Source organism: Leifsonia sp. Leaf336, from assembly GCF_001423695.1.
Lineage (GTDB): Bacteria > Actinomycetota > Actinomycetes > Actinomycetales > Microbacteriaceae > Leifsonia.
The window spans coordinates 117,728-144,292 of sequence record NZ_LMOZ01000002.1 but is presented as its reverse complement, the minus strand read 5'-3'; the positions used below and the strand labels follow the sequence as shown (position 1 = coordinate 144,292).

31 protein-coding genes are annotated in these 26,565 nt (G+C 70.2%); 12 read left to right on the top strand and 19 right to left on the bottom strand.

Translation table 11 applies throughout. The annotated features are described in order from the left end of the window. Positions 1-20 precede the first annotated feature (20 nt). The 9 genes from ASF88_RS09655 to ASF88_RS09615 all read right to left on the bottom strand — a co-directional run bounded on the left by ASF88_RS09655 (position 21) and on the right by ASF88_RS09615 (position 8,216). Positions 21-629 (bottom strand): alkylhydroperoxidase domain protein, encoded by a 609-nt coding sequence (locus ASF88_RS09655; RefSeq protein ID WP_055917326.1) that lies wholly within the window; start codon positions 627-629, stop codon positions 21-23. Then, a complete protein-coding gene (locus tag ASF88_RS09650; protein WP_055917323.1) occupies positions 626-1,213 on the bottom strand; it encodes a CMD domain protein in 588 nt (195 codons plus the stop codon). Before ASF88_RS09650 ends, ASF88_RS09655 begins: the two co-directional genes overlap by 4 nt. 41 nt (positions 1,214-1,254) lie before the next feature. Continuing rightward, complete coding sequence (locus tag ASF88_RS09645; RefSeq protein ID WP_055917321.1) at positions 1,255-2,286, bottom strand: putative FMN-dependent luciferase-like monooxygenase; 1,032 nt, start codon at positions 2,284-2,286, stop codon at positions 1,255-1,257. After that, complete coding sequence (locus tag ASF88_RS09640) at positions 2,283-3,026, bottom strand: ABC transporter ATP-binding protein (RefSeq protein WP_055917318.1); 744 nt, start codon at positions 3,024-3,026, stop codon at positions 2,283-2,285. The genes ASF88_RS09645 and ASF88_RS09640 overlap by 4 nt, the downstream gene beginning before the upstream one ends. Next, positions 3,023-3,907 carry an ABC transporter ATP-binding protein gene (locus ASF88_RS09635; RefSeq protein WP_055917316.1) on the bottom strand — a complete coding sequence of 295 codons (885 nt, stop codon included), beginning with the start codon at positions 3,905-3,907 and terminating at the stop codon, positions 3,023-3,025. Before ASF88_RS09635 ends, ASF88_RS09640 begins: the two co-directional genes overlap by 4 nt. Further along, on the bottom strand, positions 3,904-5,706 hold the full coding sequence (locus ASF88_RS09630; protein ID WP_055917313.1) for an ABC transporter permease: 1,803 nt from the start codon (positions 5,704-5,706) through the stop codon (positions 3,904-3,906). Before ASF88_RS09630 ends, ASF88_RS09635 begins: the two co-directional genes overlap by 4 nt. Before the next feature lie 18 nt (positions 5,707-5,724). Then, the gene (locus ASF88_RS09625) at positions 5,725-6,888 is read right to left on the bottom strand and encodes an ABC transporter substrate-binding protein (protein ID WP_055917311.1); all 1,164 of its coding nucleotides are present in this window, start codon (positions 6,886-6,888) and stop codon (positions 5,725-5,727) included. Between the two features lie 123 nt (positions 6,889-7,011). Then, positions 7,012-7,215, bottom strand: a complete 204-nt coding sequence (locus ASF88_RS09620) for a hypothetical protein (RefSeq protein ID WP_055917308.1) — start codon at positions 7,213-7,215, stop codon at positions 7,012-7,014. A 116-nt stretch (positions 7,216-7,331) separates the two neighbouring features. Further along, entirely contained in the window at positions 7,332-8,216 is an 885-nt protein-coding gene (locus ASF88_RS09615; protein WP_055917304.1) for an ROK family protein, read from the bottom strand. A 140-nt stretch (positions 8,217-8,356) separates the two neighbouring features. On the opposite strand from ASF88_RS09615, the gene ASF88_RS09610 reads away from it, so the two are divergent. After that, positions 8,357-9,241 carry an alpha/beta fold hydrolase gene (locus tag ASF88_RS09610; RefSeq protein WP_055917301.1) on the top strand — a complete coding sequence of 295 codons (885 nt, stop codon included), beginning with the start codon at positions 8,357-8,359 and terminating at the stop codon, positions 9,239-9,241. Positions 9,242-9,259: 18 nt separating this feature from the next. On the opposite strand, the gene hpaD is transcribed toward ASF88_RS09610, so the two are convergent. The 7 genes from hpaD to ASF88_RS09575 all read right to left on the bottom strand — a co-directional run bounded on the left by hpaD (position 9,260) and on the right by ASF88_RS09575 (position 16,530). After that, the gene (gene hpaD, locus ASF88_RS09605) at positions 9,260-10,393 is read right to left on the bottom strand and encodes a 3,4-dihydroxyphenylacetate 2,3-dioxygenase (RefSeq protein ID WP_055917298.1); all 1,134 of its coding nucleotides are present in this window, start codon (positions 10,391-10,393) and stop codon (positions 9,260-9,262) included. A 62-nt stretch (positions 10,394-10,455) separates the two neighbouring features. Beyond that, a complete protein-coding gene (hpaE, locus tag ASF88_RS09600; protein WP_055917296.1) occupies positions 10,456-11,952 on the bottom strand; it encodes a 5-carboxymethyl-2-hydroxymuconate semialdehyde dehydrogenase in 1,497 nt (498 codons plus the stop codon). 33 nt (positions 11,953-11,985) lie between these two features. Beyond that, positions 11,986-12,666, bottom strand: a complete 681-nt coding sequence (locus tag ASF88_RS09595; RefSeq protein WP_055917292.1) for a GntR family transcriptional regulator — start codon at positions 12,664-12,666, stop codon at positions 11,986-11,988. Beyond that, the gene (locus tag ASF88_RS09590) at positions 12,648-14,081 is read right to left on the bottom strand and encodes a fumarylacetoacetate hydrolase family protein (protein WP_055917289.1); all 1,434 of its coding nucleotides are present in this window, start codon (positions 14,079-14,081) and stop codon (positions 12,648-12,650) included. Before ASF88_RS09590 ends, ASF88_RS09595 begins: the two co-directional genes overlap by 19 nt. A 70-nt stretch (positions 14,082-14,151) precedes the next feature. Further along, complete coding sequence (locus tag ASF88_RS09585; protein ID WP_055917286.1) at positions 14,152-14,961, bottom strand: HpcH/HpaI aldolase family protein; 810 nt, start codon at positions 14,959-14,961, stop codon at positions 14,152-14,154. Next, positions 14,946-15,731, bottom strand: a complete 786-nt coding sequence (hpaH, locus tag ASF88_RS09580; RefSeq protein ID WP_055917282.1) for a 2-oxo-hept-4-ene-1,7-dioate hydratase — start codon at positions 15,729-15,731, stop codon at positions 14,946-14,948. Before hpaH ends, ASF88_RS09585 begins: the two co-directional genes overlap by 16 nt. A 202-nt stretch (positions 15,732-15,933) precedes the next feature. Next, positions 15,934-16,530: a hypothetical protein gene (locus ASF88_RS09575; protein WP_157498298.1), complete on the bottom strand. Its 597-nt coding sequence runs from the start codon at positions 16,528-16,530 to the stop codon at positions 15,934-15,936. A 245-nt stretch (positions 16,531-16,775) separates the two neighbouring features. On the opposite strand from ASF88_RS09575, the gene ASF88_RS09570 reads away from it, so the two are divergent. The 3 genes from ASF88_RS09570 to ASF88_RS09560 all read left to right on the top strand — a co-directional run bounded on the left by ASF88_RS09570 (position 16,776) and on the right by ASF88_RS09560 (position 18,370). Beyond that, positions 16,776-17,348, top strand: coding sequence for an RNA polymerase sigma factor (locus ASF88_RS09570; RefSeq protein ID WP_055917277.1), 573 nt, complete (start codon positions 16,776-16,778; stop codon positions 17,346-17,348). Between the two features lie 4 nt (positions 17,349-17,352). Then, positions 17,353-17,856, top strand: a complete 504-nt coding sequence (locus tag ASF88_RS09565) for a hypothetical protein (RefSeq protein WP_055917275.1) — start codon at positions 17,353-17,355, stop codon at positions 17,854-17,856. Positions 17,857-18,091: 235 nt separating this feature from the next. Next, positions 18,092-18,370, top strand: coding sequence for a hypothetical protein (locus ASF88_RS09560; RefSeq protein WP_055917272.1), 279 nt, complete (start codon positions 18,092-18,094; stop codon positions 18,368-18,370). Between the two features lie 316 nt (positions 18,371-18,686). Here the strand turns inward: ASF88_RS09560 and ASF88_RS09555 are convergent, their stop codons facing one another. Next, entirely contained in the window at positions 18,687-19,112 is a 426-nt protein-coding gene (locus ASF88_RS09555) for an Hsp20/alpha crystallin family protein (protein ID WP_055917270.1), read from the bottom strand. 67 nt (positions 19,113-19,179) lie between these two features. Between ASF88_RS09555 and ASF88_RS20340 the strand changes: the two genes are divergently transcribed. The 4 genes from ASF88_RS20340 (at position 19,180) to ASF88_RS09535 (ending at position 21,114) form a co-directional block, all read left to right on the top strand. Continuing rightward, the gene (locus ASF88_RS20340; protein WP_157498297.1) at positions 19,180-19,452 is read left to right on the top strand and encodes a hypothetical protein; all 273 of its coding nucleotides are present in this window, start codon (positions 19,180-19,182) and stop codon (positions 19,450-19,452) included. 77 nt (positions 19,453-19,529) lie between these two features. Beyond that, complete coding sequence (locus ASF88_RS09545; RefSeq protein ID WP_055917264.1) at positions 19,530-19,805, top strand: MerR family transcriptional regulator; 276 nt, start codon at positions 19,530-19,532, stop codon at positions 19,803-19,805. 59 nt (positions 19,806-19,864) lie between these two features. Then, entirely contained in the window at positions 19,865-20,521 is a 657-nt protein-coding gene (locus ASF88_RS09540) for an NAD(P)-dependent oxidoreductase (RefSeq protein WP_055917261.1), read from the top strand. 53 nt (positions 20,522-20,574) lie between these two features. Continuing rightward, entirely contained in the window at positions 20,575-21,114 is a 540-nt protein-coding gene (locus ASF88_RS09535) for a putative immunity protein (protein WP_055917259.1), read from the top strand. A 23-nt stretch (positions 21,115-21,137) separates the two neighbouring features. Here the strand turns inward: ASF88_RS09535 and ASF88_RS09530 are convergent, their stop codons facing one another. After that, positions 21,138-21,818, bottom strand: a complete 681-nt coding sequence (locus ASF88_RS09530; RefSeq protein WP_055917255.1) for an IclR family transcriptional regulator — start codon at positions 21,816-21,818, stop codon at positions 21,138-21,140. Positions 21,819-21,941: 123 nt separating this feature from the next. On the opposite strand from ASF88_RS09530, the gene ASF88_RS09525 reads away from it, so the two are divergent. Beyond that, the gene (locus tag ASF88_RS09525; RefSeq protein ID WP_055920215.1) at positions 21,942-23,906 is read left to right on the top strand and encodes an FAD-dependent monooxygenase; all 1,965 of its coding nucleotides are present in this window, start codon (positions 21,942-21,944) and stop codon (positions 23,904-23,906) included. 70 nt (positions 23,907-23,976) lie between these two features. Here ASF88_RS09525 and ASF88_RS09520 read toward each other — a convergent pair whose 3' ends face one another. Further along, positions 23,977-24,768 carry an SDR family NAD(P)-dependent oxidoreductase gene (locus ASF88_RS09520; RefSeq protein WP_055917252.1) on the bottom strand — a complete coding sequence of 264 codons (792 nt, stop codon included), beginning with the start codon at positions 24,766-24,768 and terminating at the stop codon, positions 23,977-23,979. A 101-nt stretch (positions 24,769-24,869) separates the two neighbouring features. On the opposite strand from ASF88_RS09520, the gene ASF88_RS09515 reads away from it, so the two are divergent. Genes ASF88_RS09515 through ASF88_RS09505 form a run of 3 tightly spaced genes read left to right on the top strand, consistent with a single transcriptional unit; the run spans position 24,870 to position 26,535 of the window. Next, positions 24,870-25,364, top strand: a complete 495-nt coding sequence (locus ASF88_RS09515; RefSeq protein WP_055917249.1) for a MarR family winged helix-turn-helix transcriptional regulator — start codon at positions 24,870-24,872, stop codon at positions 25,362-25,364. A gap of 12 nt (positions 25,365-25,376) precedes the next feature. After that, positions 25,377-25,925 carry an excisionase family DNA-binding protein gene (locus tag ASF88_RS09510; RefSeq protein ID WP_235493386.1) on the top strand — a complete coding sequence of 183 codons (549 nt, stop codon included), beginning with the start codon at positions 25,377-25,379 and terminating at the stop codon, positions 25,923-25,925. After that, positions 25,879-26,535, top strand: coding sequence for a PIN domain-containing protein (locus tag ASF88_RS09505; protein WP_327063237.1), 657 nt, complete (start codon positions 25,879-25,881; stop codon positions 26,533-26,535). The genes ASF88_RS09510 and ASF88_RS09505 overlap by 47 nt, the downstream gene beginning before the upstream one ends. Positions 26,536-26,565: the final 30 nt, after the last annotated feature.

Below are 26,565 nucleotides of genomic sequence, written 5' to 3'. Positions count from 1 at the left end.
CGTGCGAGACCGCGCGCCGGTCAGCGCGCCGCGGGCGGGGTGGGCTCGCCGAGGGACAGCATGAGGCGGTTCGCCCAGTTGAAGAACGCGGCGCCGTTGATCGCGTCGATGATCGCCACGTCGTCGAGGCCGGCTTCGCGCAACGCACGTACGTTCTCGGCGCCGAACTCGCCGGGGATGCGGGTGAGCGCGACCGACGCGTCGATCACGGCCCGCCACTGCGGGTCGTCCTGCTGCGCGGCGGTGCCCTCGTCGAGCAGGCGCTGCACGTCCTCCGGCCGCTTGGAGTGGTGGCTGGCGAACCGCGAGTGCACCGAGGCACAGAAGACGCAGCCGTTGGTGCGGGAGGCCGCAGCCGCCGACAGCTCGCGGAGGGCGCGGGTCAGGCCGCCCTTCTCGTTGTAGAAGATGTCGTTGTCGGTGCGGGTGCGCGCGCCGAGGATATCCGGGTCGCGCACGAGCAGCCGGAAGTACGGACTGTTCGCTCGGCCCTTGTCGACGAGGCCCGCGTAGTGCCGATCGGTGAGCTCCTCCAGTGGCAGCGGTTCCAGCCAGGCCTCCCAGCCCAGCTCCGCCTGAGTGAACGTGTTCGGGGCCTCGGTCGTGGTGCGGGTGATCGTCTCGCTCATGCGAGCTCTCCTTTCAGGACGGTGAGCCCCGCGACGACGCGGAGCTGGAAGCTGAGGAATGCGACGAGCTGCGACAGCGTGACGATGCCCGTGGTCGACCAGCCGGCGTCGAGCAGCTCCTGGAGCGCATCGGCCGAGGCATCGCGCGGCCGGTAGACGAGCAGGTGCGTGTGGGCGAGTGCGGCGGCGAGGCGCGGGCCGGCTGCCGCGGCCAGCTCGGCCGACGACCGCCAGTGCGGGCCGTCGACGTTCTCGACGGTCAGCGGACCCTCGGGGTAGTCGCCGTACGGGCCTTCGGTCAGTGCGTCGGGCAGGGCCGCCTCCAGCGCGGCGAGCAGGCCGGCGTCCTCCGCAGCCAGGAGGTCGCGGTAGTACGACGCGGTGGGCGACTTCGAGAGGGCGACGGTCCAGTAGGCGACGGCGAGCCGCTCCCGCTGGGCGACCTGAGACAGGTCGCCGGAGCGCAGCAACGCGTCGAAGCTCGCCTGCGCGTTGGCGCGGGCGTTGGGGCGCTGGTCGCGCAGGCTGTCGAGCGCGTCGCCCGGCCGGATGCCGACCAGCTGGTCGATGACGTCGGTGGTCATGGAGGTCCTTTCGATGGGTGGGCGGATCGGAGGTGGACGGGTCAGCGCAGGGCCGCCGCGGGCACGGCCGGCGACCAGTCGAGAAGTTCCCGCCCGACCTCGGCGGAGAGCTCGATGGAACGCAGCACGGTCTCGTGCGGCGGATCCACCGGGTGCGGCTGGAACGCCACATCGGTCGCCCGCGCGAGCACCGTGTCGGCGCCGAGCGTGGCCAGCACGTGCTCCGGCGTGCCGATGTGGATGTCGAGCCAGGCGAGCAACTCGACGTCGGTGGTCCCGGCCGGCACGGCCAGCCCCTGGGAGTCGACGAACGAGCGGCCACGTTCGATCGCGCGGTGGACCCACGACGCGGCCTCGGCGTCCGTGTCGACCACGAGCACCGACCGCGACGCCAGGATGCGCGGCGCGACGCCGTCGGGCAGCGCGGCGAGGTACGCGTCGACTATGGCCTCCTGCAGCTGCGAAGAGGAGGGCGCACTCCATTCGCGGCGGGGCTGGGTGCGCGAGAGCATCAGGCCGTTGCCGCGGCGACCGATGCGGGCGGCGCCCTCGGCCGAGAACGTGGCCTCCCAGACCACCTCGAGCACCTCGGGCGCGGCCGGGTAGAGCCGGCCTCCGTCCGAGGTCAGCGTCTCGCCGCGCAGTGCGGAGAACAGCGCTTCCCTGTGCCGGTCGTAGATCGCCGCCCGGTCGGCCGGGTCGTGACCGAACGGCGGGAACGACGACGGCGTGCCGCCCGAGCCGATCCCGAGCTCCAGCCGCCCGTCAGAGAGCAGGTGCAGCACGGCGGCGTCCTCCGCCACGCGCAGCGGCGCTTCGAGCGGCAGCGTCACGATGCCGGTGCCGAGCCGGATGCGGGAGGTCAGCGCTGCCGCCTGGGCGAGCAGCACGAACGGCGAGGGGAGGCCGCCCTCCGCCTCGTGGAAGTGGTGCTGCGCGACCCAGACCGCGTCGAGCCCCACCTCCTCCGCCCGCACGAACTGGTCGAGCGCGTTGCGGTAGCGCTGCAACGCGGTGCCGTCGTCGAGCAGCCGGGTGAAGAATCCCAGGCGCTGGCGCGAGAGTCCTGTCATTCGTGGGCCGCCTTTCCCAGATAGGCCTCCTGGATCTGCGGGTCGTCGAGCAGTTCGCGCGCGGTGCCCTGCAGCACGATCGCGCCTGTCGCGAGCACGTAGCCCCGGGAGGCGATGGAGAGCGCCAGCTCGGCCTGCTGCTCGACGAACAGCACGGCCACGCCGAGCTCGGTGTTGATGCGCACGATCTCGTCGAGCACCTGGTCGACCAGTTTCGGCGAAAGACCCATGGTGGGCTCGTCCATGCAGACGAGCTTCGGGCGGCTCATCAGCGCGCGGGCGAACGCGAGCATCTGCTGCTCGCCGCCGGAGAGCGTGCCCGCCTGCTGCTTCCGGCGCTCGGCCAGGCGCGGGAAGTGCGTGCGCATCCGGTCGAGGTCCTCGGCGATGGCTGCCTTATCCGCCCGCGAGCGGGAGCGGCGCGTGTAGGCGCCCGCGATCAGGTTCTCGTCCACCGTCATCTCGGGGAACACCCGCCGCGCCTCCGGCACCGAGGCGATCCCGCCCGCGACCCGACGCCGGGTGGAGGCGTGCGTGATGTCGTCGCCGGCGAACCGCACCGTGCCCGACTTCGGGCGTACGAGCCCGAGGATGGTCTTCATCGTGGTGGACTTGCCGCTCGCGTTGCCGCCGAGCAGCGACACGATCTCGCCCTCCCCCACCGTGAGCGAGTTGCCGCGCAGGGCGTGGAACGGGCCGTAGTAGACGTTCACGTCCTCCAGTGCCAGCAGCTCGGTCATGCCAGGTCCACCCCTCCGAGTCCGCGTCGGCGACCGAGGTATGCCTCCACCACCGCCGTGTCGCGGCGCACCTCGTCGGGTCGGCCTTCGGCGATGATCCGGCCGCCGTCCATGACGATCACCCGGTCGGACACTGTCATCACCAGGTCGAGCTTGTGCTCCACGAGCAGGATGGTCTGACCGGCCGCCTTCAGCTCCAGCAGCTGGGCGAGCACCTCGGCCGTCTCCGACGGGTTCATGCCGGCCGTCGGCTCGTCGAGCACCAGCAGCTTCGGCTCCAGGGCCAGCGCGCGGGCGATCTCGGTGCGCCGGCGGTTCGCGTAGCTGAGCGAGTACGCCGGGTCGTCCCGGCGCGGGCCGAGCCTGGCCTCGAACCGGTCGATCTCCGAATCCACGACCGCGTCGATCCTGGCGCGCTCGCGGCGGGAGGCCGGCGTGCCGACGATCGCGATGTACAGTTCCGCGAGCAGCGGGATCCAGCGCAGCAGGAACAGGTTCGACAGCCTCCGGAACGGGCGGTGCGCCCGCAGGGTGGTGTGGAGGCCGACCTCGATGTTGTGCGCCACCGACAGCGTCGCGAACACGCGGCCGTTCTGGAAGGTGCGGGCGATGCCGTGCTCGGCGATGCGCGCGCTGTCCGCGCGCTCGATCCGCTCGCCCTCGAGCGTGATGGTGCCGCCGTCGGGCCGGATCGCGCCGGTGACCAGATTGAGCGTCGTGGTCTTGCCGGACCCGTTGGGGCCGATGATCGAGACGACCTCCCCCCGGTGCACGGAGAACGAGATCCCGTCGACGGCCTTCAGCCCGTCGAAGTGGCGTTCCAGCTTCTGGACGCTCAGCAGCGTCCCGTTCGGCGGAGCCGTCGATGCGTCGGCGCTCATGAGTTCCTCACCAGGATGCCGCCGGGGCGGAAGCGGACGACCAGGATCAGCACCAGGCCGTAGACGATGATGCGCAGCTCGGGCGTGAACCGCAGCAGCTCCATCGCGCCGATCAGGATGATCGAGCCGACCACCGCGCCGTACGGGAGGCCGACGCCGCCCAGGATCACGATGGTCACCACGAGCAACGACATCAGCATCGTGAAGATGGTCGGGTCGATGTAGGTGTACTGGTGGGCGAGCAGCGAGCCGCCGATCCCCGCGAAGAAGCCGGAGACCGCGAACGCCAGCGCCTTGTAGTCCCGGCCGCGCACGCCCGACGACAGGGCGGCCACCTCGTCGGAGCCGACCGACGAGATCACCGTGCCGAGGTGCGAGGTGCGCAGCCTCCACATCACGATCAGCGTGATCACGAGCACGCCGAAATCGATCCAGTAGTACGCCTGCGGGGTGTTCAGCGGCGTCCCGAACCACTCGGGCACGGGGATGTTGTAGAGCCCCTGCGGCAGGACCAGCTGGATCACGGCGACGATCGCGATGCCCAGGCCGAGCGTGGCGATGGAAACGTAGTGCCCCTTGACGCCCCAGATCGGCGACGCCAGGATCGACGCCACCACCGCGGCGGTCAGACCGGCCAGCGGCAGCGCCACCCAGAACGGCACGTGCACGTACAGCGTGAGCAGCGCGGAGGCGTACGCGCCGATCGCGATCGGGCCGGCCTGGCCGAGCGCGAGCACGCCGGCCTGCCCGGCGGTCACTGTGAAGCCCGCCGCGATGATCGCGTAGACCAGCACCTGGGTGCCGGTCGTCAGGAGGTAGTCGTTGCCGACCAGCGGCACGACGACCCCGAGCGCCAGGAACGCCAGCGGCCACACCCACCGCGGGATGCGCAGCGGCCGGCCCTTGCCGAGGAAGGTCCCGGTGAGCGGCTCGGCCGAGATCAGCGGCACCCGTCCGAAGAACCCGCCCGGGCGCACGATCAGCACCCCGATGAGGATGACGAAGACGATGATCTCGCGCGCGGTGTCACCGAAGAAGTGGATGCCGAACGCCTCCAGGATGCCGAGGACGAAGCCTCCCACCACGGCGCCGACGAGCGACCCCAGGCCGCCGAGCGTCGCGGCCACGAACGACGTGAGACCGACGTCCAGCCCCGAGCTGGGGTTCGCGACGCCCACGTATAGCGCGATGAAGACGCCGGCGAGGCCGCCGAGCGCCGAAGCGATCACGAACGACACGTGCTGCACCTGGCCGACGGGGATGCCCATCTGCAGGGCGGCCTCCTGATCCTGCGCAGTGGCGCGGATCGCGCGACCGACCTTGCCATACTTCAGGAACACCGTCATCACGACCATCACCGCGGCGGTCGTGCCGAGCATCACCAGGTCGGAGGTGCCGAAGCGCATGGTGCCGATGTGCAGGTCGGAGGTCGGCAGAACCTCCGGGAAGACGCGGAACTGCGCCGTGAACGCGACCTGCGAGGCGTTGTCGAGGATCAGCGAGATCGCGTACGTCGAGAGCATCGCCGCCAGCGGCAGGTACTTCGCCAGCGGGCGGACGACGGTCACGTTGATCAGCAGGCCGATCGCGCCGCAGATCGCCAGCACGGCCAGGAGCGCCAGCCAGAACGGCAGCCCCAGCTTCACCACGAAGAACCAGGACAGCATCGCGCCCAGCCCGAAGAACGAGAACTGGGCGAAGTTGACGACGTTCATGACGCCGAAGACGAGGGAGATGCCGACCGCTCCGAGGGCGTAGACGTTCCCTCGGAGCAGGCCGGCGATCAGTGTGTCGAGCATGATGTGCGCTTCAGCGGCTCAGCCGTTGTACGCGACCCACTTCCCGTCCTTCAGGATGCTCGGGGTGAGCTCGGGCGACGCGACGCGACGGGTCGCCTGGTCGAAGGTGATCGTGCCGTAGACGACGCTCGGCACGTCCTTGACCTTCTTGAACCCGGCGAGGATGCCCTCTCGGGTGGTGCCCCCGACCTTCGCCGCGGCGACCGCGACGTTGAGCGCGTCGTAGGCGCCGGCCTCGAAGCCGGTGACCTCCGTCTCGTTCGGGTACTTCTTCTTGAACGCCTTCACGAAGTCCTGGACCTCCTTCGCGGGGTTGGAGGCGAGGAACTCGGCGCCGTTGATCGCCCCCTCGGCGTCCTTGGTGCCGTCGAAGGACTGCTCGTCCTGGCCGCCGTAGAAGGTGCCGTCGTAGCCGATCGCGCGCAGCTGGGAGACCAGCTTGGCGGCATCCGGGCCGTAGCCGATGTGCACGAAGGCGTCCGGCTTGCCTGCGACGGCCTTGGTGAGCGAGGGCCGGTAGTCGTCGGAGGTGTCGAGCACGCCCTCCGCGTCGGTGATCTTCAGACCGATCTTCTTGGCCTCTTCCTTGAAGGCGTTGTACGCCGGGATGCCCCAGTCCGCGGTGTTGAGGTAGGTAACGCCGACCGACTTGACGCCCTGCTTCTTGATGTAGTCGGCCGTCCACGTGTAGGTGGCGCTCGTGGTGATGGAGGTCGACCACTGGTACTGCGTGCCCTTGGCGGTGAAATCGGGGTTCGAGTTGTTGAAGCCGTACTGCAGCAGCTTGCCCGCAGTGTAGATCGGGGAGGCGGGGATGGAGGCGGCCGACGAGTAGTCGCCGAAGACGAGGCTGACGCTGTCGTCGCCCACGAACTTCTGCGCGACGGCGACGGACTGCTTCGGGTCCGACTGCGAGTCCTCGTACTTGAGGGCGACGGGGTGTCCGTCGATGCCACCCTTGGCGTTGACCTGCTCGACGGCGAGGTCGAAGGCCTCCTTGAACTGCTCGCCGTACTGCGCGTACTGACCGGTCACGGCCGCGGAGACGCCGAAGTAGACGGTGCTCCTGCCCGAGGACGAGCCTCCGGTGGAGGCGGAGGAGTCGCTCGCGCAGGCGGCGAGACCCGCGACGGTGAGCGCGGCGACGGAGACGACGGCGGCGCTCCGGAGGATTCTCTTCATGGCTGTGTGTCCTTCACATCGGGCTGGGGATGACGCGGGATCGGGTGCGTCGCCGACGTTAGGACGGGCGCGGGTGCGAAAGCACCCTCCGCCGTCACAAACCGTTGCGGTTGTTAATACACGTCACATACGTTGCGCTCCGCGTCCGCCCGCGGTGTCGGTGTCGAACTCCGGGCGCCACTCCTCGTGCCAGTGCGTGCGGCCGAGCAGGCAGACGCACGCCACCGCGATCACGGTCTCGTCGGTCGCTGAGTGGAACAGCTCGGCGTGGGGCTGGCGGCCGGCCGGTGCGGTCGGCCGTGCCAGAGAGGAGATGGAGCGTGCCATACCGGGAGGTTAAGTCGGTCGGGCAGTGAAACCGCTGTCCTCCGGCCGACAGTACGCTGACGCCGAGCCCCCAATTCGTTGAGGGACGTCGGTTCGCTGTCGCTCTCAGACCGGGATCACGACACGAGGTCGGCGGCCAGGCTGAGCGCCCCGACCAGTCCCGACGTGCCCTCCAGCCCGGGGGCGACGAGGAGGTCGCGCGGGTCGCCGGTCGCGACCTGGGGCGGGCCGTAGCCTCCCGCGATGGAGGTCAGCGCCGGCCAGGTGCGCTCGAACAGACCGGGGGCGAGCATCACGCCGCCGCCGAGGACCAGCTTGTCGAGACCCAGCGTCAGCACTGTCGTCCAGGCCAGCTGCGCGATGTAGTAGGCGAGGATGTCGAACCGCTCGTCTTTCTCGTCGGCGGGGAAGGACGACGCGTCGACGCCCCAGCGGGCCTTCACGGCGGGGCCAGCGGTGAGCCCTTCGAGGCAGTCGCCGTGGTACGGGCAGTGCCCCTCGAACCGGTCGGCCGGGTGGCGGCGCACCAGCAGGTGGCCGAGCTCAGGCCAGCCGTTGCCGATCAGCGGCTGCCCGTCGACCACCAGGCCGACGCCCACGCCCGTGCCGATCGTCGCGTAGCCGACGTTGCGCGCTCCCCGCCCGGCTCCCGCGCGGGACTCCCCGACCGCGGCACCGGTCACGTCGCTGACGAAGGCGGCCGGCGCGTTCGCGGCCGCGCGCACCGCGGAGAGCACGTCGGTGTCCTTCCAACCCGGCTTGGGGGTGGAGGTCACGAAGCCGTAGTGCGCAGAGGCCGGGTCGGCGTCGACCGGGCCGAAGGAGGCGATGCCGACGGCCTCCACGGGCCCGACCTCCGCCAAAAAGTCGGCGATCCGGCCGAGGGTCTCCTCCGGCGTCGTCGTCGGGAACCGCCGGACGGACGTGGGCTCGGTCAGGCTGTCCCGTTCCGCGACACCGCAGACGATCTTCGTCCCGCCGGTCTCGATCCCTGCGATCATCGACGCACCATCCTCACTGCTCGTCAGGGGCGCACACGAACGCCCCTCAGAGAACGCTAGCCGACCCGGGAGCACGCCTGGAATCTCCGAGGGGTCGCGCGGGCGTTGCCGAGGACCCGCGCGCAGAGCATCCTGTGGACATGAGCAGCGACGAGCGCACGGCGAAACCCCGTCGGCTCCCGCGCCGGCCGGCCTCGAGCCTGTCCGAGCACTGGACGCGGATCGACGGCCTCGACGTCTTCTACCGGGAGGCGCCCGGGCCGCCCGGCGCGCCCACCATGATGCACGTGCACGGCTTCGGGCTCTCCGGCCGTTACCTGCTGCCGACCGCCGAGCGGCTCGTCGACACGTTCCACACGCTCGTCCCCGACCTCCCGGGGTTCGGGCGCAGCGGAGGCTCGCCCCGCGGGCTCGACGTGCCCGACCTCGCGCTCGCGGCCCTGCGGTTCCTCGACGACCGCGGGGTCGAGAAGGCGACGCTCGTCGGCAACTCGATGGGCTGCCCGGTGATCCTCGAGTTCGCGCACCACTATCCCGACCGCATCGACCGGGCCGTGCTGGTGTCGCCGGCGGGCGGCGCGTACAACCGGCCGATGACGCGCGCCGTTCTGCAGCTCGCGAAAGACGGCGGCCGCGAGCCCGTGCGGATGGTCCGGGTCGCGGTGCCCGACTACCTCCGGTTCGGCGTCGCGAGCACGGTCATCATGTTCGACGCGCTCACCAACTACCCGTCGCTCGAGCGGCTGCTGGAGCTGAGCGTCCCGACGCTGGTGGTGATCGGCGACCGCGATCCCCTCATGCCCGACCCGGAGCGTGTGCGGCAGCTCGCGGCCGAGACGGACAACCACGTCGTGATCGTCCGTCTCGAGGGCGCGGCGCACGCCATCAACTTCAGCGAGCCCGACGAGCTCGCCCCGCTGATCAAGCGGTTCATGGCCGACCGGCCGATGGTGGAGGGCGCGTCGGCGTCGCAGCGGTCGTTCGAGATCCACCGCAGCCGGCACCTCCCGACCACCCGCGAGTGATCGGGAGGCGGCGCCGGGTCAGACCTGTGCGCCGAGCTTGAAGCCTTTGGCCTCCTCGTCTTTGCGGGTGTACGAGAAGCCGTCGGCGCCGATGGTGACGTCCATCTCGGAGTCGTCCGTGCGCGTGGTGAGCGGCTGCGGGTTGCCATCGAGGTCGAGCACGAGGGAGGCGTCGGTGTACCAGGACGGCACGACCGGGTTGCCCCACCAGTCGCGGCGCTGGTTGTCGTGGACGTCCCAGGTGACGACCGGGTTGTCCGGGTCGCCCGTGTAGTAGTCCTGCGTGTAGATCTCGACGCGGTGGCCGTCGGGGTCGCGCACGTACAGGTAGAACGCGTTGGAGACGCCGTGGCGGCCCGGACCGCGCTCGATGACGTCGCTCATGCGCAGGGCGCCGAGCTTGTCGCAGATGGCGATGATGTTGTGCTTCTCGTGCGTCGCGAAGGCGACGTGGTGCATGCGCGGGCCGTCGCCTCCGGTCATGGCCGTGTCGTGCACGGTCGGCTTGCGGCGCATCCACGCGGCGTAGGTGGTGCCGGCCTCGTCCTGGATGTCTTCCGTGACGCGGAAGCCGAGGTCCTCCATGTACTTCACGGCGCGCGGCACGTCGGGCGTGACCTGGTTGAAGTGGTCGAGTCGCACGAGCGCGCCCGGCGTGTGGAGGTCGTAACGCCAGGCGAGACGCTCGACGTGCTCGACCTCGTAGAAGAACTCGTACGGGAAGCCGAGCGGGTCCTCCACGCGGACGCTGTCGCCGACGCCCTTCGTGTATCCCTCGGCGCGACGCTCGACGCGGCAGCCGAGCTCCGTGTAGAACTCGACGGCGCGGTCCAGGTCCTCCGGCGTGCGCACGCGGTACGCGAACGCGGCGACGGCAGCGACCGGTCCTTTGCGGAGAACCAGGTTGTGATGGATGAACTCCTCGAAGCTCCGCAGGTAGACCGCGTTCTCGTCCTCCTCGGTCACGACGAGGTCGAGCACGTTCACGTAGAAGTTGCGGCTGGCCGCGAGGTCGGTGACCACGATCTCCATGTACGCGGCGCGGACGACGTCGGGCGGCGTCGCCTTCGGGGTCGGGATGCGATTGGCGGGTGCCGGGATCGGGTCGGTCAGGCCGACCACCGGCTCCGGGCCGTCGGGAGTGATGCTCATGGTGCTGCTTCCTCTGCGTTGAGTACGTCTTGGGTCGAGTGCGGTCTGGATGGATCGGGCCGTCAGTTCGCGCCGAACCGGGGGGTGTGCACCGGCCCCAGCGTGATGTGCACGGCCTGCTGGTCGGTGTAGAAGTCGATGGAGCGGTAGCCGCCCTCGTGGCCGAGGCCGGACGCCTTCACGCCGCCGAACGGGGTGCGGAGGTCGCGGACGTTGTGCGAGTTGAGCCACACCATCCCGGCCTCCACGTTCTGGGCGAAGGTGTGCGCGCGCTCCAGGTCGTTGGTCCAGAGGTAGGCGGCGAGGCCGTAGCGCACGCCGTTGGCGAGCTCCAGCGCCTCCTCGTCGGAGTCGAACGGGGTGATCGCGACGACCGGGCCGAAGATCTCCTCCTGGAAGATCCGCGCGTCGGGCTTCACATCGGCGAAGACGGTCGGTGCGACGTAGTTGCCGTGCTCCAGCCCCTCCGGACGCCCGCCGCCGGCAAGCAGGCGGCCCTCCCCCTTGCCGATCTCGACGTAGCTCATCACCTTGTCGAAGTGCTCGGGGTGCACGAGCGCGCCGACCTCGGTTTCCGGGTCGTGCGGGTCGCCGACCACGATGTTCTTCGCGCGGGCGGCGTAGCGCTCGCAGAACTCGTCGTAGATCGCGCGCTCGACGAGGATGCGCGATCCGGCGGTGCAGCGCTCGCCGTTCAGCGAGAAGACGCCGAACAGCGTCGAGTCGATCGCGGCGTCGAGGTCGGCGTCGGCGAACACGACGGCGGGCGACTTGCCGCCGAGCTCCATCGACAGGCCCTTGAGGTAAGGCGCCGCGTTGGCGAAGATCAGCTGGCCGGTGCGGCTCTCGCCGGTGAACGAGATCAGGGGCACGTCCGGGTGCTTCACGAGGGCGTCTCCCGCCTCCTCGCCCAGGCCGTTGACCAGGTTGAAGACGCCGTCGGGCACTCCGGCCTCACGGAAGATCTCGGCCCACAGGCTCGCCGACAGCGGCGTGAACTCGGCCGGCTTGAGCACGACGGTGTTGCCGGTCGCGAGCGCCGGGGCGAGCTTCCAGCTCTCGAGCATGAACGGCGTGTTCCACGGCGTGATGAGGCCGGCGACGCCGATCGGCTTGCGGTTGACGTAGGTGAGCTGGCTGCCCGGCACCTTGTAGGCGTCGTCGGCCTGCGCGACGATCAGGTCGGCGAAGAACCGGAAGTTCTCCGCAGCGCGACGCGCCTGGCCGAGCGCCTGGGTAATCGGGAGGCCGGTGTCGAAGGTCTCGAGCTCGGCGAGCCGGGCGTCCTGCGCCTCCACGGCGTCGGCGATGCGATTCAGCACCCTGGCGCGTTCGCGCGGCTTCATCCGCGGCCACGGGCCCTCCTTGAATGCACGGGTGGCGGCGGCGACGGCGAGGTCGATGTCCTCCTTCTGCCCGGCGGCGGCCTGCACGTAGGTCTGGTTCGACACCGGGTCGAGCACGTCGAAGGTCGCGCCGGAGACGCTGTCGACGAAAGTGCCGTCGATGAAATGCTGGATGGTCGTGGGGAGGTTCTCGGGAACGTAGTGCTGCGCCATGCGCGGGCTCCTTCTTGCTGGGCGAGTGTGAGGTCAGTGGTGGGTGTGCTCGTCCTGGTACCTATGGAAGGCGTCCAGGGTCGCGAGCCTGTGCCGGCGTGCGGCGAGCTCGATCTCGAGCGGCTCGGCACCCGACTCGATCAGTGCGACGATCTGCTCGTGCTCGGCGACCGACTCGCGGGCGCGGCCCGGCACGAAGCTGAAGACGGAGTCGCGGAGGACGGCGAGCCGGTTCCAGCCGCGGTGCACGAGGTCGAGGATGTGCGGGTTCGGGCACTCCTCGTACAGCACGGAGTGGAACTCCTGGTTGAGCTGTGTGAAGCGGTGCGGGTCGAAGCCGTCGAGGCTGGCGATCATCGCCTCGTTGACCTGGCGCGCGCGCCGGAAGTGCTCGGCCGTCAGGCGCGGCGCCGACAGCTGAGTGGCCGCGCCCTCCACCAGCGCGAGCGTCTCCATCGTGTACGTGTACTCGGTGGGGTGCAGCAAGGCGACCTGGGCGCCGACGTTCTTCTCGAACGTCACGAGCCCTTCGGCCTCCAGCCGCCGGATCGCCTCGCGCACCGGGACGACGCTGATGCCGAGCTCGCCGGCGATCGACCCGAGCACCAGCCGGTAGCCGGAGACGTAATGGCCGTCCTCGATCCGCTCGCGGATGAACTCGTACGCGAGCTGCGACTTGCTGGGTGCGACTGCTTTCACCGCTGTGTCAGCCATGCGGCATACCTCTCTTTCCAGGCGGCGTTCATCGGGAAGAGGCCATCGACCTTCTCGCCGGCCGCGACCATCTCGGCGATGAACTCCTCTTCGCGCTCCTGCTCGATGGCGTCGGCCACGACCTCCTCGACGAGGGAGGGCGGGATGACGAGCAGACCGTCGGCGTCACCCACGATCACGTCGCCGGGCTGCACCGTGGCGCCGCCGCAGGCGATCGTGAGGTCGGTGTCCCACGGCACGTGCTTGCGGCCGAGCACAGCCGGGTGCGGTCCGGCGGAGTAGGTCGGGATGTCGAGCGCGGCGACGACGGCGAGGTCGCGCACGCCGCCGTCGGTGACGATGCCTGCCGCGCCGTTGACCTGCGCGCGCAGCGCGAGCACGTCGCCCACGGTGCCGCTGCCACGCTCGCCTCGAGCCTCGATGACCAGCACGTCGCCGGCGCCGACGGCGTCGAACGCGCGCTTCTGGGCGTTGTAGCCGCCGCCGTGGCTGGCGAAGAGGTCCTCCCGGTTCGGCACGAAGCGCAGCGTGCGCGCCGTGCCGATCACCTTCGCCTCGGGGCGGGTGGAGGTCAGGCCGTCGATGCTCACGTTGTTCAGACCGCGCTTGCGCAGCTGGGAGCTGAGCGTGGCGGTCGCGACGGAGGCGAGCCTCTCCCGGAGTTCGGGCGTCAGGACGAACGCGGGCGCAGGCGGGTTTCCCCACGCTTCGGACCGCTGGAGGTCGTCGACGCTCGGCTTGGTGCCGAAGTCGCCGAACGGCACGCGGCCCTCGGTGATGCGTGTGACCAGGCGACCGGAGGTCGGGGCGCCGGGAGCGGTCGGGGCGTCGACCTCCACCTCGACCACGTCGCCGGGCTGCGTGACCGACGATCCGGCCGGGGTGCCGGTGAGGATGACGTCGCCCGGCTCCAGGGTCATCAGCTGCGAGAGGTCGGCGACGAGCTGCCCGAACGGGAACAGCAGGTCGTCGGTCGTGCCCTCCTGCACGAGCTCGCCGTTCAGCCAGGTGCGCACGCGCAGGGCGTCGGGCGCGACGGATGCGGCAGCGATGGCCTCCGGCCCCAGCGGCGTGAAGCCGTCGCCGCCTTTCGAGCGGACGTTCGAGCCCTTATCGGCGGCCCGCAGATCGTAGAGCCCGAAGTCATTGGCCGCGGTGACGCCTGAGACGGCCGCCCAGCCCTCCTCGGGCGTGACCCGGCGGGTGGGCCGGCCGATGATCAGGGCGATCTCTCCCTCGAAGGCCAGCAGCTCGGTGCCCGCGGGCCGTTCGAGCTCGCCGCCGGTGGCGGCGACCGACGACGTCGGCTTGAAGAAGTACGACGGCTGCGCCGGGGTGCGGCCGCGCTGCGCGGCACGCGAGCGGTAGTTCAGGTGCACCGCGATGATCTTGCCTGGCAGGCCGATGGCGCTCACAGGAGGCTCCTCGTCGTCGGGGATGTGCGGAACATATTCACGATTGTATATGATCCATCGGCAGTCCGCATCAGTAGCTCGCTGCGGCCGGGCCCGCAGCCGTGCCGATGAAGCGGTCGGTGAGGGCCTCCGAAGCGCGCGCCAGGAGGGTCACGTCCGAGCCCACGAGCAGGTAGTCGGCCCCCGCCTCCGCGTAGCGGTCGGCGACAGCAGCGTCGAACGCGTTGACGCCGACCGGGGTGCCGGCCGCATGGCCGGCCCGGATCACCCCCTCGACGGCTGCGACGACGTCCGGGTGGTTCTGCTGCCCGAGCAACCCCAGGGAGGCCGCCAGATCGGCCGGGCCGACCAGCAGCGCGTCGACACCCTCCACCGCAGCGATCTCATCGGCCACGGCGAGCGCCTCCGCCGTCTCGATCTGCACGGTCAGCGACACCAGCTCGTGAGCGCGGGCCAGGTAGTCCGGGATGCGGCTCCAGCGCGACGATCGGGCCAGTGCGCTTCCGACGCCGCGCACACCGAGCGGCGGATAGCGCACCGCGCGCACCATCGCCTCCGCCTGCTCGACGCTGTCGACCATCGGCACGAGGATGTTCTGGGCCCCGAGGTCGAGCAGCTGCTTGAGGATGACGGCGTCGCCGATGGGTGCGCGCACGATCGGCGTCACCGGGTAGGCGGCGACCGCCTGCAGCTGGGTGAGGATCGACTCCAGCCCGACCGGCGAGTGCTCGCCGTCGATGAGCAGGACGTCCAGGCCGCTGCCCGCGCAGATCTCGGCGACGAGCGGGCTGCCGCCGCACGACCACATCCCGTACAGCGTGCGTTCGGCCTCCCCGAGTCGGTCGGCGAAGGTCGGCGTCGGGGTCAGTTGAATCGGCATGTCACGGCTCCCAGGGTTCCGTAGTCGGCGTGGATGGTGTCGCCGCGCTCGACCCACATCGGGCGCGTGAAGGACCCGGCCAGGACGATGTCGCCGGCCTCCAGACGCGTGCCGTGCTGCGCGAGCTTGTTCGCGAGCCAGGCGACGCCCGCGGCGGGATGGTCGAGCACGGCCGCGGCGACGCCGGACTCCTCGATGATCTCGTTGCGGTAGAGGAGGGCGCCGACCCAGCGCAGGTCGACCGCATCCACCGCCACCGGGCGACCGCCGACCACCATGCCGCCCATCGCCGCGTTGTCGGAGATCGTGTCGACGATGGTGCGCCCCTGCAGCTCGATGCGCGACGACAGGATCTCGAGCGCGGGAACCACGTACTTCGTGGCGTCGAGCACGTCGAACAGGGTCACGTCGGGGCCCGCGAGCGGGCGGGCCAGCACGAATGCGAGCTCGACCTCGATGCGCACGTTCGAGTACTGGTCGAACGGGATCACCGCACCGGTCTCGTAGACCATGTCGGCGAAGATCGCCCCGTAGTCGGGCTCCGTGATGCCGGTCGCCTGCTGCATGACCTTGGAGGTCAGGCCGATCTTGCGGCCGACGAGCCGTCGGCCGGCGGCGAGGCCGCGTTCGACCCAGACGCGCTGCACGGCGTAGGAGTCCTCCACGGTCATGCCGGGGTGGCGGGCGGTCAGCAGCGGGACGGTCGTGCGATCCCGTTCAGCGGTCGCGAGCTCGTCCGCGATGGCCTGGATGGTCGGGCTGTCGAGCACCGATGGCTCCCTTCGACGGCGTAAGGAGAAGGAGCCGATCGCCCCGTGAGGATCGTATATCATCCCGCACCCTGCGACCACCTCCACGTGCGCCATCTCCGCGCTCGCGGTGCCCCGCCGACGGTCGGGAGGCGAACCCCCTTCACCTCCCGACCGTCGCGGTCATCCGGCCTCCGCTGGCGCGGCGAATGCCGCGGGAGGGTCAGCCGGAGACTCTCCAGGACTTGGCGAGGTCGTTCATCGACCCGACCGAGCTCAGCGACGTGGAGTAACCGGTGGTCGATCCGCCGTAGTTGGTGCTGCTGAACAGCGCCGTCTTGCAGCCGCCGTAGCTCTTGAACGACGAGACACGGTTGTACCAGCCGAGCGGGCCGATGTCGGTGAAGCCGAATGCGGTGGTCGCGCAGCTGCCACTCGAGACCGACATCGTGTACGAGCCGCCCCCGTAGTTGTTGTCGTCGTAGATGGTCGACACGGCCGTGCTGGCGAGGAGGCCCGCCGGCGCGAGCGCGGCCTCCCTGCGTGCGTCGACCTTCCGCCCGGAGACGGTCTCGCCGTTCGGGATGATCAGCAGCACGCCCTTCTCCTCGGCGACCGCCGCGACAAGGTCCTCCCCCGTCGTCACGCACAGGCTCTGGCCGGTGTCGACCGCGTACCAGCAGCTCTCGCCGGCGGCCGCGGCCGGCGGTGGCGCCACCGCCGGCCCGGCCGCGCTCGCGGCGCTCGCCCCCAGCGCCGTCACTGTGATCGACAGGCCGAGAACGGCCGCCCCCGCGGCCGCTCGCGCGCGTCTTCCCAAGGTCACTCCCCCCGCAGCGAATCCATCAGCCGACCACAGCCGGCTCCTCAGTCAAGCCGGAATCGTCGGTTCCATGCAACGGGCCACTGGCGACACGCCGGAGTGGAGGACCGTTTTGAGACGCATCCGTCCGCGCGCACATTCGAGCCGGCGGAGCGGAGACCGCGCCTCCTGGACGGCCGTGAGACGAATCCGCGCGAGCGGACATGATGTAAGTGAGACGCAGAATCGGCGGAGGGGGACCCGTGTACGCGCCAACGCCCGAATCGACGGGGAGCTCGGTCGACGACCGGCCTGCCGTCGAACGGCTGCGGCACGGCGACCGCGACGCCCTGACCGAGCTGTACCGCCGGCACGGCGGCAGCGTGTACTGGAACGCGTACGGCGTCCTCCGCTCACGGCCGGACGCCGAAGAGATGACCGCCGATGCGTTCCTGACACTCTGGACGCGCCGCCGCGAGGTACAGCTCTACGGCGTCTCCGTCCTCCCCTGGCTCGTCGTCACGGTCAAGAACCTCAGCCGCAACCGCCTGCGCGCCATCCAGCGGAGGACCGCCGAGCCGCTGGATGCCGCCGACCCGCCTTCCGGCCGCGCGTCGGCCGAAGACCTCGCCGCGCTGGACGAGGCGATGGGCCTCGTCCGCGAGGTCGTCCTCCGGCTGCCGGCCGTCGACCAGGAGATCTTCCGCCTCTGCCTGGTCGAAGAGCTCACCTACAAGGAGGCCGCCGCCGCGCTCGGCCTGAAGCACGGCTCCGTGCGCAACCGCCTCTCGCGCATGCGGGTTCGGCTGCAGAGCGAACTGGGACCGAGGAGCTGACCGCATGGCGATGAACTCAGCACCCCTGCTCCCCTCCGGGGCCGACGCCCGGATCGCGGCCCTCCTCGACGACCGCGTGACCCGGTACACGCGCACGCAGAAGAAGCGCGCCCGCATGATCGCGGCGGCCGCGGGAGCCGCCGTCGTGCTCGGCGCGGGCAGCCTGGCCTGGGTCACGCTCGCCCCGCACGTGCAGCAGACCCGGTCCGCGTACTGCTACAGCGCCGACAGCGTCGACTCCCGCTACACGCAAGTCGGCCTCCCCGACGAGCAGACCGGCCCCGACGGCACGTCGCAGATCCCGACACCCGCCGACCGCGCCGCCAGCGCCGTCGACCTCTGCTCCTCCGCGTGGACCGCCGGCATCCTCAGCGACAGCACCGGCGTGCCACCCCTCGTGGTGTGCGTGCGCCCCGACAACGTGCCGGCGGTCTTCCCGAGGAACGCCGCCGACACCCGCACCGACGAGAAGTTCTGCTCCGACCTCGACCTGGCACTGGAAAGGTGACGCCCATGAATCCATCCATCCGACCCGACGCGACCGAACTCCCGCCGACCCACACGGTCGACATCAGCTGGGCCGTGGAGCTCGGGCTCGACCAGCCGTGAGCACGCACATTACGAGGATTTCTCCATTCCCCATTCCCAGGTGGTTGCGGTGAGGCTCCTGTGCCGTCAGACTGTGTGCGCTCGGCACGGTGTCACCGCTGGCCCAGCGCCCTGTACCCGTTGAAAGGAACTCGATGAGCGACACCTCCCCGTACCAGCAGTCCTCCGCGCCGTCCGGCGACTACCCGGGCAAGACCCTCGGGATCGTCGGCCTGGTGCTGGCGATCATCCTCCCGCTGATCGGCCTGATCATCAGCATCGTGGCCTCCAGCCAGTCGAAGAAGGCCGGCTACTCGAACGGCATCGCGAAGGCCGGCATCATCGTCGGCGCCATCCTCGTCGCGCTCGGCATCATCGTCTCGATCATCTACGGGGTCGCGCTCGGCGCGGCGCTGTCGAACGTCAACGGCTGACGCGTGCCGTCGCCTGGATCGGCCGTGCCCGCCCCTGCAGCTGCGGGGCGGCCGGTCCGGGCGTCCCGGTCCCGGGGTCCGCGGGGGCGTCATCCCCGCGCCGCCGGGAGGTCGAGCGCCGGGTTGTCGCCAACGGAGGAGATCGGCTCGGACACGCCCGGGAATGACGGCGAGCGGAGGAGATCCGGGGCTGCTTAGCCTGGATCTCCTCCGCTCGCGCGCGAACATGGCGAGCCGATCATCGCGAGCGCGGCGCGCCGCCCGCATCATGCGGTCCGGCCTTCACCGGCGTGGAGCCCCGCTCGCGGATCGCGGCTCAGGCGGTGACAGCCTTGCGTCCGGTGCCCGCCGACTCCACGTCGACCTTGCGCGGCTTCGCGCGCTCGGCGATCGGGATCAAGACGCTCAGCACGCCGTTGTCGTAGCTTGCGCTGATCGCGTCGGTGTCGACGTCGTCGCCGATCGTGAACTGGCGGAGGTAGCTGCCGAACGGCCGCTCCTGGAGCAGCCAGCGGCTGTTCGAGTGGTCTCCCGCCGAGCGTTGCGCGCGGATGCTCAGCAGGTGGCCGTCGAGGTCGATGTCGATGGATCCCGGGTCGATGCCCGGAAGGTCCGCGTTGAGCAGGTACTTGTCGCCCTCACGCGACAGGTCCACCGGCATCATGCGCGGCTGGCGGCTGGTGTCGAAGACGCTCTGCGCGATCCTGTCCAGCTGGCTGAAAGGATCGAACGACATGGCCATGGGTGTGATCTCCCTTCATTGTTGGATGGGTACGGCCTCGTGGGATGGGCGCTGCAAGCGGGCCTCGGTGACCGGAGGGCACCGCGCGACCGCACGGATCCGCGCGTGGGGTGCTCTGCGCTCCGCCCGGAAGACCGTCGAGGGCGGGTCGCCGGGTACCGCTGTTCCCGGCCCCGAGCACCCGGCGCGTGTGGGAGGCTCCAAGCCGGTGCGTGCGACCAGAGCGGCGAACTCGGCCTCCAGCAACTCCGCGTCGGAGCAGATCAGGTCTGCGAACCCTGCCGTCGTCGTCTCGGTCGCCGTCTGCATCTCGGAGCCTCCCGTTCCCCTATCCGAATGAGATTACCTACAGCGTCTGATAGAGATTTAATACACCCATGCCTTGACAATTTCTGCACTTAACAGGAAACTCTAAGGATGACGGACCGGCCAGGGGACGTACCTCTTTACAGCATCGCGGTCGCAGCCGAACTCGCAGACCTGCCGGCGCCGACGCTGCGCCTGTACGAGGAGAAGGGCCTGGTCACCCCCGCGCGCACGCAGGGCGGCACGCGGCGCTACAGCGAGGACGACATCGCCGCCATCCGCGAAGTGGCGGTACTTCAAGGGGACGGCATCAATCTCGCGGGCATCGGTCGGGTGCTCGAGCTGCGGGCGGAGAACGCCGAGCTCCGTCGCCGCCTCGACGGCTGACGGCGCGAAGCCGTGCGCCTCGGCAGGCGGCCTATCGTGTGAGGCGGAAGGGAGTGCGGATGGCACGCATCACGGTTCTCGGAGGCACCGGCTACGCCGGAGGGGCGATCGTCGCGGAGGCGGCACGAAGAGGGCACGAGGTCACCTCGGTGAGCCGCACGGCTCCGGCGACCGAAACGGAGGGTGTGGAGTACGTGATCGGCTCGGCGCTCGACCCGGCGGTGCTCGACCGGGTCGTCCCCGGCGCGGACGTGGTCATCAGCGCGCTCTCACCGCGCGGCGACATGACCGGCAAGGTGGAGGGCGTCCTCCAGGAGCTCGCCCGGCGCGTCGACGGCACCCCGACGCGCATCGCGCACGTGGGCGGCGCCTCCTCGCTCCTGGTCGAGCCGGGCGGCCCGACTCTGTGGGACATGACCGTCGACAAGCTGCCGGCCGAGGTGAAGCCCGAGATCCAGACCGGCTTGGACATCCTCGACGATCTGCGGGCGACGCCCGAGTCGGTCGACTGGTTCTTCGTGAGCCCTCCGGAGCGGTTCGGCGTCTGGGCGCCGGTGCCCGCGAACGGGAGGTACCGCCTCGGCGGCGACGTGCTGCTGCGCGACGAGGAGGGCGAGTCGACCATCTCCGCCGCCGACCTCGCCGTCGCCATCGTCGACGAGATCGAGCACCCGACCCACCATCGTGCGCGGTTCACCGCGATCCGGGAGCACTGAGGCGGCTCGCTCGGTAGCTCGCTCGGCGGCGTGCTCAGTGGCACGATGAGCGGGTGACCTCGCCGCAGACGCTCGACGACGCCGACCGGCGCACGGTCGCCGACTGGGCGGCCGAGTGCGCCGAGCACGTGCTCGGCCTGTTCGAGGCGGAGGCGCCCGACGACCTCCGGCCGCGGGAGGCGATCGAGCGCGCCCGTGCCTACGCGCGCGGCGAGCTCGACGCGGCCGGCGAGATCAAGCGACGTTTCGTCGCGGGCCGGGCGGCCTCCGTGGCGACGACCCCGGCCGGAGTGTCGGCGGCACGCGCGGCGGCGCAGGCGGCGGCGGTGGCGCACGTCGGCTCCCACGCGTTGGGGGCGGCCGCGTACGCCGCCCGGGCCGTGGCGCTGGCGTCCCCCGACGATCCGCGGGCGCTCGATGACGAGGTGCGCTGGCAGCTGGACCGGATGACCGACGACGTCCGCGCCGCCCTCCGCCGCCTCCCGCGCCTGGGCGAGGACCGCTCCGGTCCGCTGGGGCCCGGCCTGCTCGCCTCCGGGATGCTCGGAGCGGCGATCCGGGAGATCCAGGACGCGCTCGGCACGCCCGGCTGACAGGGCCCGCGGCGCAGCGCGCGTCAGCGCAGTGCGCGCACGATCCGTTCGGCGGCGTCGGTCAAGGTCGCGGCGATCGCATCGACCTCGTACTCGTGCGTGATGTAGACCACCGCGAGCGACGACGGCGTGCCGTCGGGCACCCGCAGCGGAACCGCGACGGAGGACAGCCCGGGGATGATCTCGTCGCTGCTGACCTCGTACGCCCGCGGCGGGTGCGCAACCGGGTCGAGCTGCGACCGGATGGCGCGGCCCGGCGCTCCACGGTCGATCGAGTGCCGGCTGCCCGGCCGCTGCGCCACGGTCGCGTCGACCCCGCGCGGCTCCGCCGTCGAGAGCGTCACAGCGGCCTCCCCGTCGAACGCGACCACGAACGCCGTCATGCCGAGCCCGTCGGCCAGCTCGGCCAGTACGGGCGCCGCGGCGATGTGGAGGGCGCGGGCGACATTCCGGGCGAGCGCCACCAGCCGCACACCGAGCTCGAGTTCGCCGGAGGGGGTGCGGATCACGAAGCCGTGCGACTCCAGCGTGCGCACCAGCCGGTAGACCATCGAGCGGTGCAGGCCCAGCCGGGCCGACAGGTCCGCGACGGTGAGCGGCGACGGCGACTCGCCGATCAGGGCGAGGACGGTCAGGCCGCGCGCCAGCGTCTGCGAGCCTCCATCGGTGGAGGCCGCGGATACGGCGCCGCTCTGCTGGGTCATCCCGACCTCCTGTTGCCGTGCCACAAGCGACGAGTTAGCCTTGTAGCGATTATTAGACCGACGTTCCAACTATAGAGACACTGCTCTCGGGACACAACGGTCGTCATTCGAGGAGGAATGAGCGTGCAGATCCACTACCGCGGTTACGAGTCCGGTGATCCCCGCATCAAGCCGGCCGCCGGGCACGGCGTGGATCGGCCGCGCGAGCTGCCGGATGAGATGGACGTCCTCATCGTCGGAACCGGGCCCGCCGCCGCCGTCGTGGCGGCGCAGCTGTCACGGTTCCCCTCCATCGACGCCCGTGCGATCGAGAAGCGTCCGGGACGGTTGGAGGTCGGGCAGGCCGACGGCATCCAGGCCCGCTCGGTCGAGACGTTCCAGGCGTTCGGCTTCGCGGGCGAGGTCATCGAGGAGGCCTACCGCAACGTCGAGATGTGCTTCTGGAAGCCGGACCCCGCCGATCCGTCGCGCATCGTGCGGGCCTCCCGTGCGCCCGACGACGCGACCGGGATCAGCGAATTCCCGCACATCTACGTCAACCAGTCGCGCATTCTCGACTACTTCCTCCGCGACGCCGAGCGCGCGCCGGGCCGCATCGTGCCCGACTACGGCATCGAGTTCGTCGACTGCGCGATCGACCCCGACGCCGAGTACCCGGTCAGCGTGCGCGTCCGCTACTGCCACGGCCCGCGCTCGGGCGAGGAGCGCACCGTGCGCGCCAAGTACCTGGTCGGCGGCGACGGCGCCCGCAGCAGCGTGCGCACCTCCCTCGGCCACCGCCTGCACGGCGACGCGTCGATGCACGCCTGGGGCGTGATGGACATCCTGGCGAACACCGACTTCCCCGACATCCAGGTCAAGTGCTCGATCCAGTCGCACGACGCCGGCAACATCCTGCTCATCCCGCGCGAGGGCGGCTACCTGGCGCGCATGTACGTCGACCTCGGGGAGGTCGACGAAACCAACCCCGGCGCGGTGCGCGCGACCCCGATCGAGGACATGATCGACAAGGCGAACCGCATCCTCCACCCGTACACGCTCGATGTGAAGGCGGTGACCTGGTGGTCGGTGTACGAGGTGGCGCACCGCATCACCGACGGGTTCGACGACGTGCCTGCCGAGCTCGCCGGAGAGCGCCACCCGCACGCGTTCATCATGGGCGACGCGTGCCACACGCACTCGGCGAAGGCCGGGCAGGGCATGAACGTGTCCATCCAGGACGGCTTCAACCTGGGTTGGAAGCTGGCGGCCGTGCTGGAGGGCCGAGCCCCCGAGCAACTGCTCGACACCTACGCCGCCGAGCGCAAGGTGATCGCGCAGAACCTGATCGACTTCGACAAGGAGTGGTCGGGGATGATGGCGAGGCCGGTCGACGACTGGGAGGACCCGTCGGAGCTCGAGCACTGGTACGTGAAGACGATGGAGTTCCCCGCCGGCTTCATGACGCAGTACGAGGAGTCGCTGATCACCCTCGGCGCCGAGCACCAGGAGCTCGCGCCCGGGTTCCCGATCGGCAAGCGCTTCAAGTCGGCGGAGGTCATCCGCCGCGCCGACAACCGCTGGCGGCACCTCGGTCACTTCCACGAGGCCGACGGCCGCTGGCGGGTCTACGTCTTCGCCGACGACGCCGCGCCGGCGCTCACCGGGACGCCGACGGCCGACTTCGCCGAGTGGTGGGCGACCGACCCGGCATCGCCGCGCGTGCGCTACACCCCGGCGGGAGGCGACGACGATGCCGTGTTCGACACCAAGGTGATCTACCAGCAGGACTACACGGAAGTGGAGCCGGCATCCGTCCCCGGCGCGTTCAAGCCGGCCAAGGTGCCCTACGGCCTCCTCGACCTCAATCAGATCTTCTCCGCGGGACACGGCCGCGACATCCACCGCGACCGCGGCATCGGAGCGGCCGGCGCGCTGGTCATCGTGCGCCCCGATCAGTACGTCGCGGCGGTCCTCCCGCTGGCCGCTCGCGCGGAGCTCTCGGAGTTCTTCGCCCGGCACATGATCGAGCCGGAGGACCGGCTGGCGGAGGCCGGGCACGCTGAGGTGCAGGAGGTCGAGATCGGCGAGCGGGTCGAACTCAACTGAGACCGTCGAGACGTGAGCAAACGCGGAAATCGCCTCCCTCATTTCCACGGTTGCTCACGTCTCGGCGGGGTCAGAGGATCCCGGTGAGGACTCCGCCGTCGGCGCGGATCGCCGCGCCGTTCGTCGCGGACGCCAGCGGGCTGGCCAGGTAGGCGACCAGCGTCGCCACCTCCGCCGGCTCAAGGAACCGTTCGACCAGCGTGGTGCGGTTCTGCCCGATGATCGCCGCCTTCACCGCGTCGACCGGCGCGGCCTGCGCGGCCGCAATCGACTCGACCGTCGCCGCGACGCCGTCGGAGTACGTGGGGCCGCCGAGGACCGTGTTCACCGTCACAGCCGTGCTCCGCGTGAGCTTGGCGAGCCCGTTGCCGAGGGCGATCATCGCCGCCTTCGTGACGCCGTAGTGGATCATGTCGGCCGGCACGTTCACCCCTGACTCGCTGCTGACGAAGACGATCCGGCCCGAGCCGCGCTCCAGCATCCCGGGCAGCAGCCGCCGCGACAGCCGGACGCCGCTCATCAGGTTGACCTCCAGGTAGCGAACCCAGTCGTCGTCGGCGATGGATTCGAACGCCTCCAGTCCGAACAGCCCGACGTTGTTGACGAGGATGTCGACCTCCCCCAGCTCATCGAGCAGTCGCTCCACCTGTTCCCGATCACCGAAATCGGCGGCCAGACCGGAATGCTCTGCCCCCGGTTGGGCTCGTCGGAGCTCCGCGGCGGCCGCGGTGACGACCTCCTCGCGGCGGCCGTTCACGATGACACGTGCCCCCTCTGCGGCGAGCGCTGACGCCACCGCGTAGCCGATTCCCTGTGTCGACCCGCTGACGAAGGCCGTCTTTCCGTGCAGCTGCAGATCCATGTCTCCTCCAACCGGGCAGCTGCCTGCCGCCCCAATCACTTGCTCAGGAAAGCGACAGTACGCATTTTCACTTGCCTGAGCAAGTCAGCTAGGCTCGCGGCATGACATCGTCGAGCGACCTCTCCGGGCTCAGCCCGGCCCACCTCGAGGCCTGGGGCGCTGTCGCGACCCTTCTCGAACGCTTGCCGGCAGCGCTCGACGCCCAGCTGCAGCGCGACAGCGGCGTGACCCACTACGAGCACGGCCTCCTGTACGCCCTCGCCACCGCCAAGGACCGCACGCTGCGGATGAGCACGCTCGCCGGCTACGCGAACAGCACGCTTTCGCGACTCTCCCGAGCGATCTCGCGACTGGAGAAGAAGGGCTGGGTGCACAGGGAGGCCGACCCGACGGACGGCCGCTTCACGCTGGCGATCCTCACCCCCGAAGGGCACGAACAGGTCCTGCGAGCCAACCCCGCGCACCACGCGCTCGTGGAGGAGCTCGTCTTCGCTCCGCTCACGGAGGCCCAGGTGCGGCAGCTCGCCGTCATCAGCAGCCGTATCGCAACCGCGATCGACCCGGCGGCGCCGACATGGGAGCCGCGCTCGAGCTAATACGCCCCTTCCGTGAGCGATTTGCGCGATTTGGACGAATTGACCGATAATAGGAGCGTGAATTCCAGTCCAGCGGTTCCTGTCGGCTCCGTGGTCGTTGACCCTCCCCACGATCTCGGTGCATTGCTGGACCTCGCGCGATTCCTCGAACACCATGACGCTCCTGCCGTACTCCTGGGGCCGGATGGCGAACAGATCGCTCTGCCACTCGAGGCCTACGAAGTCCTTCGCCAGGTCGTATCGGCGATGCAGAATGGCGAGTCCGTCAGCGTCGAGCCGATCGATCGGCAGTTGACGACACAGCAAGCGGCCAGCCTCCTCGGCATCAGCCGCAGCACACTGGTGCGCCTGCTCGACGAGAACGAGCTGCCGTTCGATCGACTCGGGGATTCGCGGCATCGCCGGCTGCGGCTCCATGACGTCCTCGCGTATCGGGAGCGCAAACGACTCGACCGGCGCGCTCGTCTTGACGAGCTGACGCGACAGGCCGACGAGGACGGACTCTACGACGCCGATGGCGACGCCTACCGGGCAGCTCTGTCCGAGGCCAGGAAGTCCTAGCCCTATGGCCTTGTTCTCAGCGTTCCTGGACGCGTGCGTCATCGTGCCGTTGGCCCCGTGCGACACGCTACTCAGGATGGCGGACGCAGGCGCGTTCAGACCGCTCTGGTCGCGCAAGGTCGTTGACGAAGCACAGCGCGCGCTCGAACGAGTCCATCCGGACATCGATCCCAACCGCTTCCGCAGCCGGTTCAGATCGATGGACGAGGCGTTCGAAGACGCGCTCGTGGACGGCTGGGAGCGGTTGGTGCCGGCGATCCAGCTTCCTGACCCGGACGATGCGCATGTGGTGGCGGCCGCAGTGGTCGGCAGAGCCGATGTCATCGTGACGGAGAACACGAAGCATTTCCCACCTAGCGCGCTGAAACCGCTGAGAATCACCGCCGTCAGGCTCGACGAATTCCTCCTCGACCAGTTCGATCTCGCGCCCGCCGCTACCTGCCGAACCATCACCCAACAGGCGGCCGCGATGAGGCGGCCACCCGTAGACGCTGCGCAGCTATTGGATCGGCTCGCTCGAAGCGGTGCGCCGCATTTCGCTCGAAGTGTCGGTCATGAATTGGGGATCGACATCCAGCCACCGATGCGATCGAATCGAATGGCTTACTGAGCCCTACCCTCCCGGGTTCTCCACGGGCGT

Coding starts and splice junctions, on each gene's coding strand:
- ASF88_RS09655 (WP_055917326.1), bottom strand. CDS start 629: ATGAGCGAGACGATCACCCGCACCACGACCGAGGCCCCGAACACGTTC.
- ASF88_RS09650 (WP_055917323.1), bottom strand. CDS start 1,213: ATGACCACCGACGTCATCGACCAGCTGGTCGGCATCCGGCCGGGCGAC.
- ASF88_RS09645 (WP_055917321.1), bottom strand. CDS start 2,286: ATGACAGGACTCTCGCGCCAGCGCCTGGGATTCTTCACCCGGCTGCTC.
- ASF88_RS09640 (WP_055917318.1), bottom strand. CDS start 3,026: ATGACCGAGCTGCTGGCACTGGAGGACGTGAACGTCTACTACGGCCCG.
- ASF88_RS09635 (WP_055917316.1), bottom strand. CDS start 3,907: ATGAGCGCCGACGCATCGACGGCTCCGCCGAACGGGACGCTGCTGAGC.
- ASF88_RS09630 (WP_055917313.1), bottom strand. CDS start 5,706: ATGCTCGACACACTGATCGCCGGCCTGCTCCGAGGGAACGTCTACGCC.
- ASF88_RS09625 (WP_055917311.1), bottom strand. CDS start 6,888: ATGAAGAGAATCCTCCGGAGCGCCGCCGTCGTCTCCGTCGCCGCGCTC.
- ASF88_RS09620 (WP_055917308.1), bottom strand. CDS start 7,215: ATGGCACGCTCCATCTCCTCTCTGGCACGGCCGACCGCACCGGCCGGC.
- ASF88_RS09615 (WP_055917304.1), bottom strand. CDS start 8,216: ATGATCGCAGGGATCGAGACCGGCGGGACGAAGATCGTCTGCGGTGTC.
- ASF88_RS09610 (WP_055917301.1), top strand. CDS start 8,357: ATGAGCAGCGACGAGCGCACGGCGAAACCCCGTCGGCTCCCGCGCCGG.
- hpaD (WP_055917298.1), bottom strand. CDS start 10,393: ATGAGCATCACTCCCGACGGCCCGGAGCCGGTGGTCGGCCTGACCGAC.
- hpaE (WP_055917296.1), bottom strand. CDS start 11,952: ATGGCGCAGCACTACGTTCCCGAGAACCTCCCCACGACCATCCAGCAT.
- ASF88_RS09595 (WP_055917292.1), bottom strand. CDS start 12,666: ATGGCTGACACAGCGGTGAAAGCAGTCGCACCCAGCAAGTCGCAGCTC.
- ASF88_RS09585 (WP_055917286.1), bottom strand. CDS start 14,961: ATGCCGATTCAACTGACCCCGACGCCGACCTTCGCCGACCGACTCGGG.
- ASF88_RS09565 (WP_055917275.1), top strand. CDS start 17,353: ATGGCGATGAACTCAGCACCCCTGCTCCCCTCCGGGGCCGACGCCCGG.
- ASF88_RS09560 (WP_055917272.1), top strand. CDS start 18,092: ATGAGCGACACCTCCCCGTACCAGCAGTCCTCCGCGCCGTCCGGCGAC.
- ASF88_RS09555 (WP_055917270.1), bottom strand. CDS start 19,112: ATGGCCATGTCGTTCGATCCTTTCAGCCAGCTGGACAGGATCGCGCAG.
- ASF88_RS09545 (WP_055917264.1), top strand. CDS start 19,530: ATGACGGACCGGCCAGGGGACGTACCTCTTTACAGCATCGCGGTCGCA.
- ASF88_RS09540 (WP_055917261.1), top strand. CDS start 19,865: ATGGCACGCATCACGGTTCTCGGAGGCACCGGCTACGCCGGAGGGGCG.
- ASF88_RS09530 (WP_055917255.1), bottom strand. CDS start 21,818: ATGACCCAGCAGAGCGGCGCCGTATCCGCGGCCTCCACCGATGGAGGC.
- ASF88_RS09520 (WP_055917252.1), bottom strand. CDS start 24,768: ATGGATCTGCAGCTGCACGGAAAGACGGCCTTCGTCAGCGGGTCGACA.
- ASF88_RS09515 (WP_055917249.1), top strand. CDS start 24,870: ATGACATCGTCGAGCGACCTCTCCGGGCTCAGCCCGGCCCACCTCGAG.
- ASF88_RS09505 (WP_327063237.1), top strand. CDS start 25,879: ATGGCGACGCCTACCGGGCAGCTCTGTCCGAGGCCAGGAAGTCCTAGC.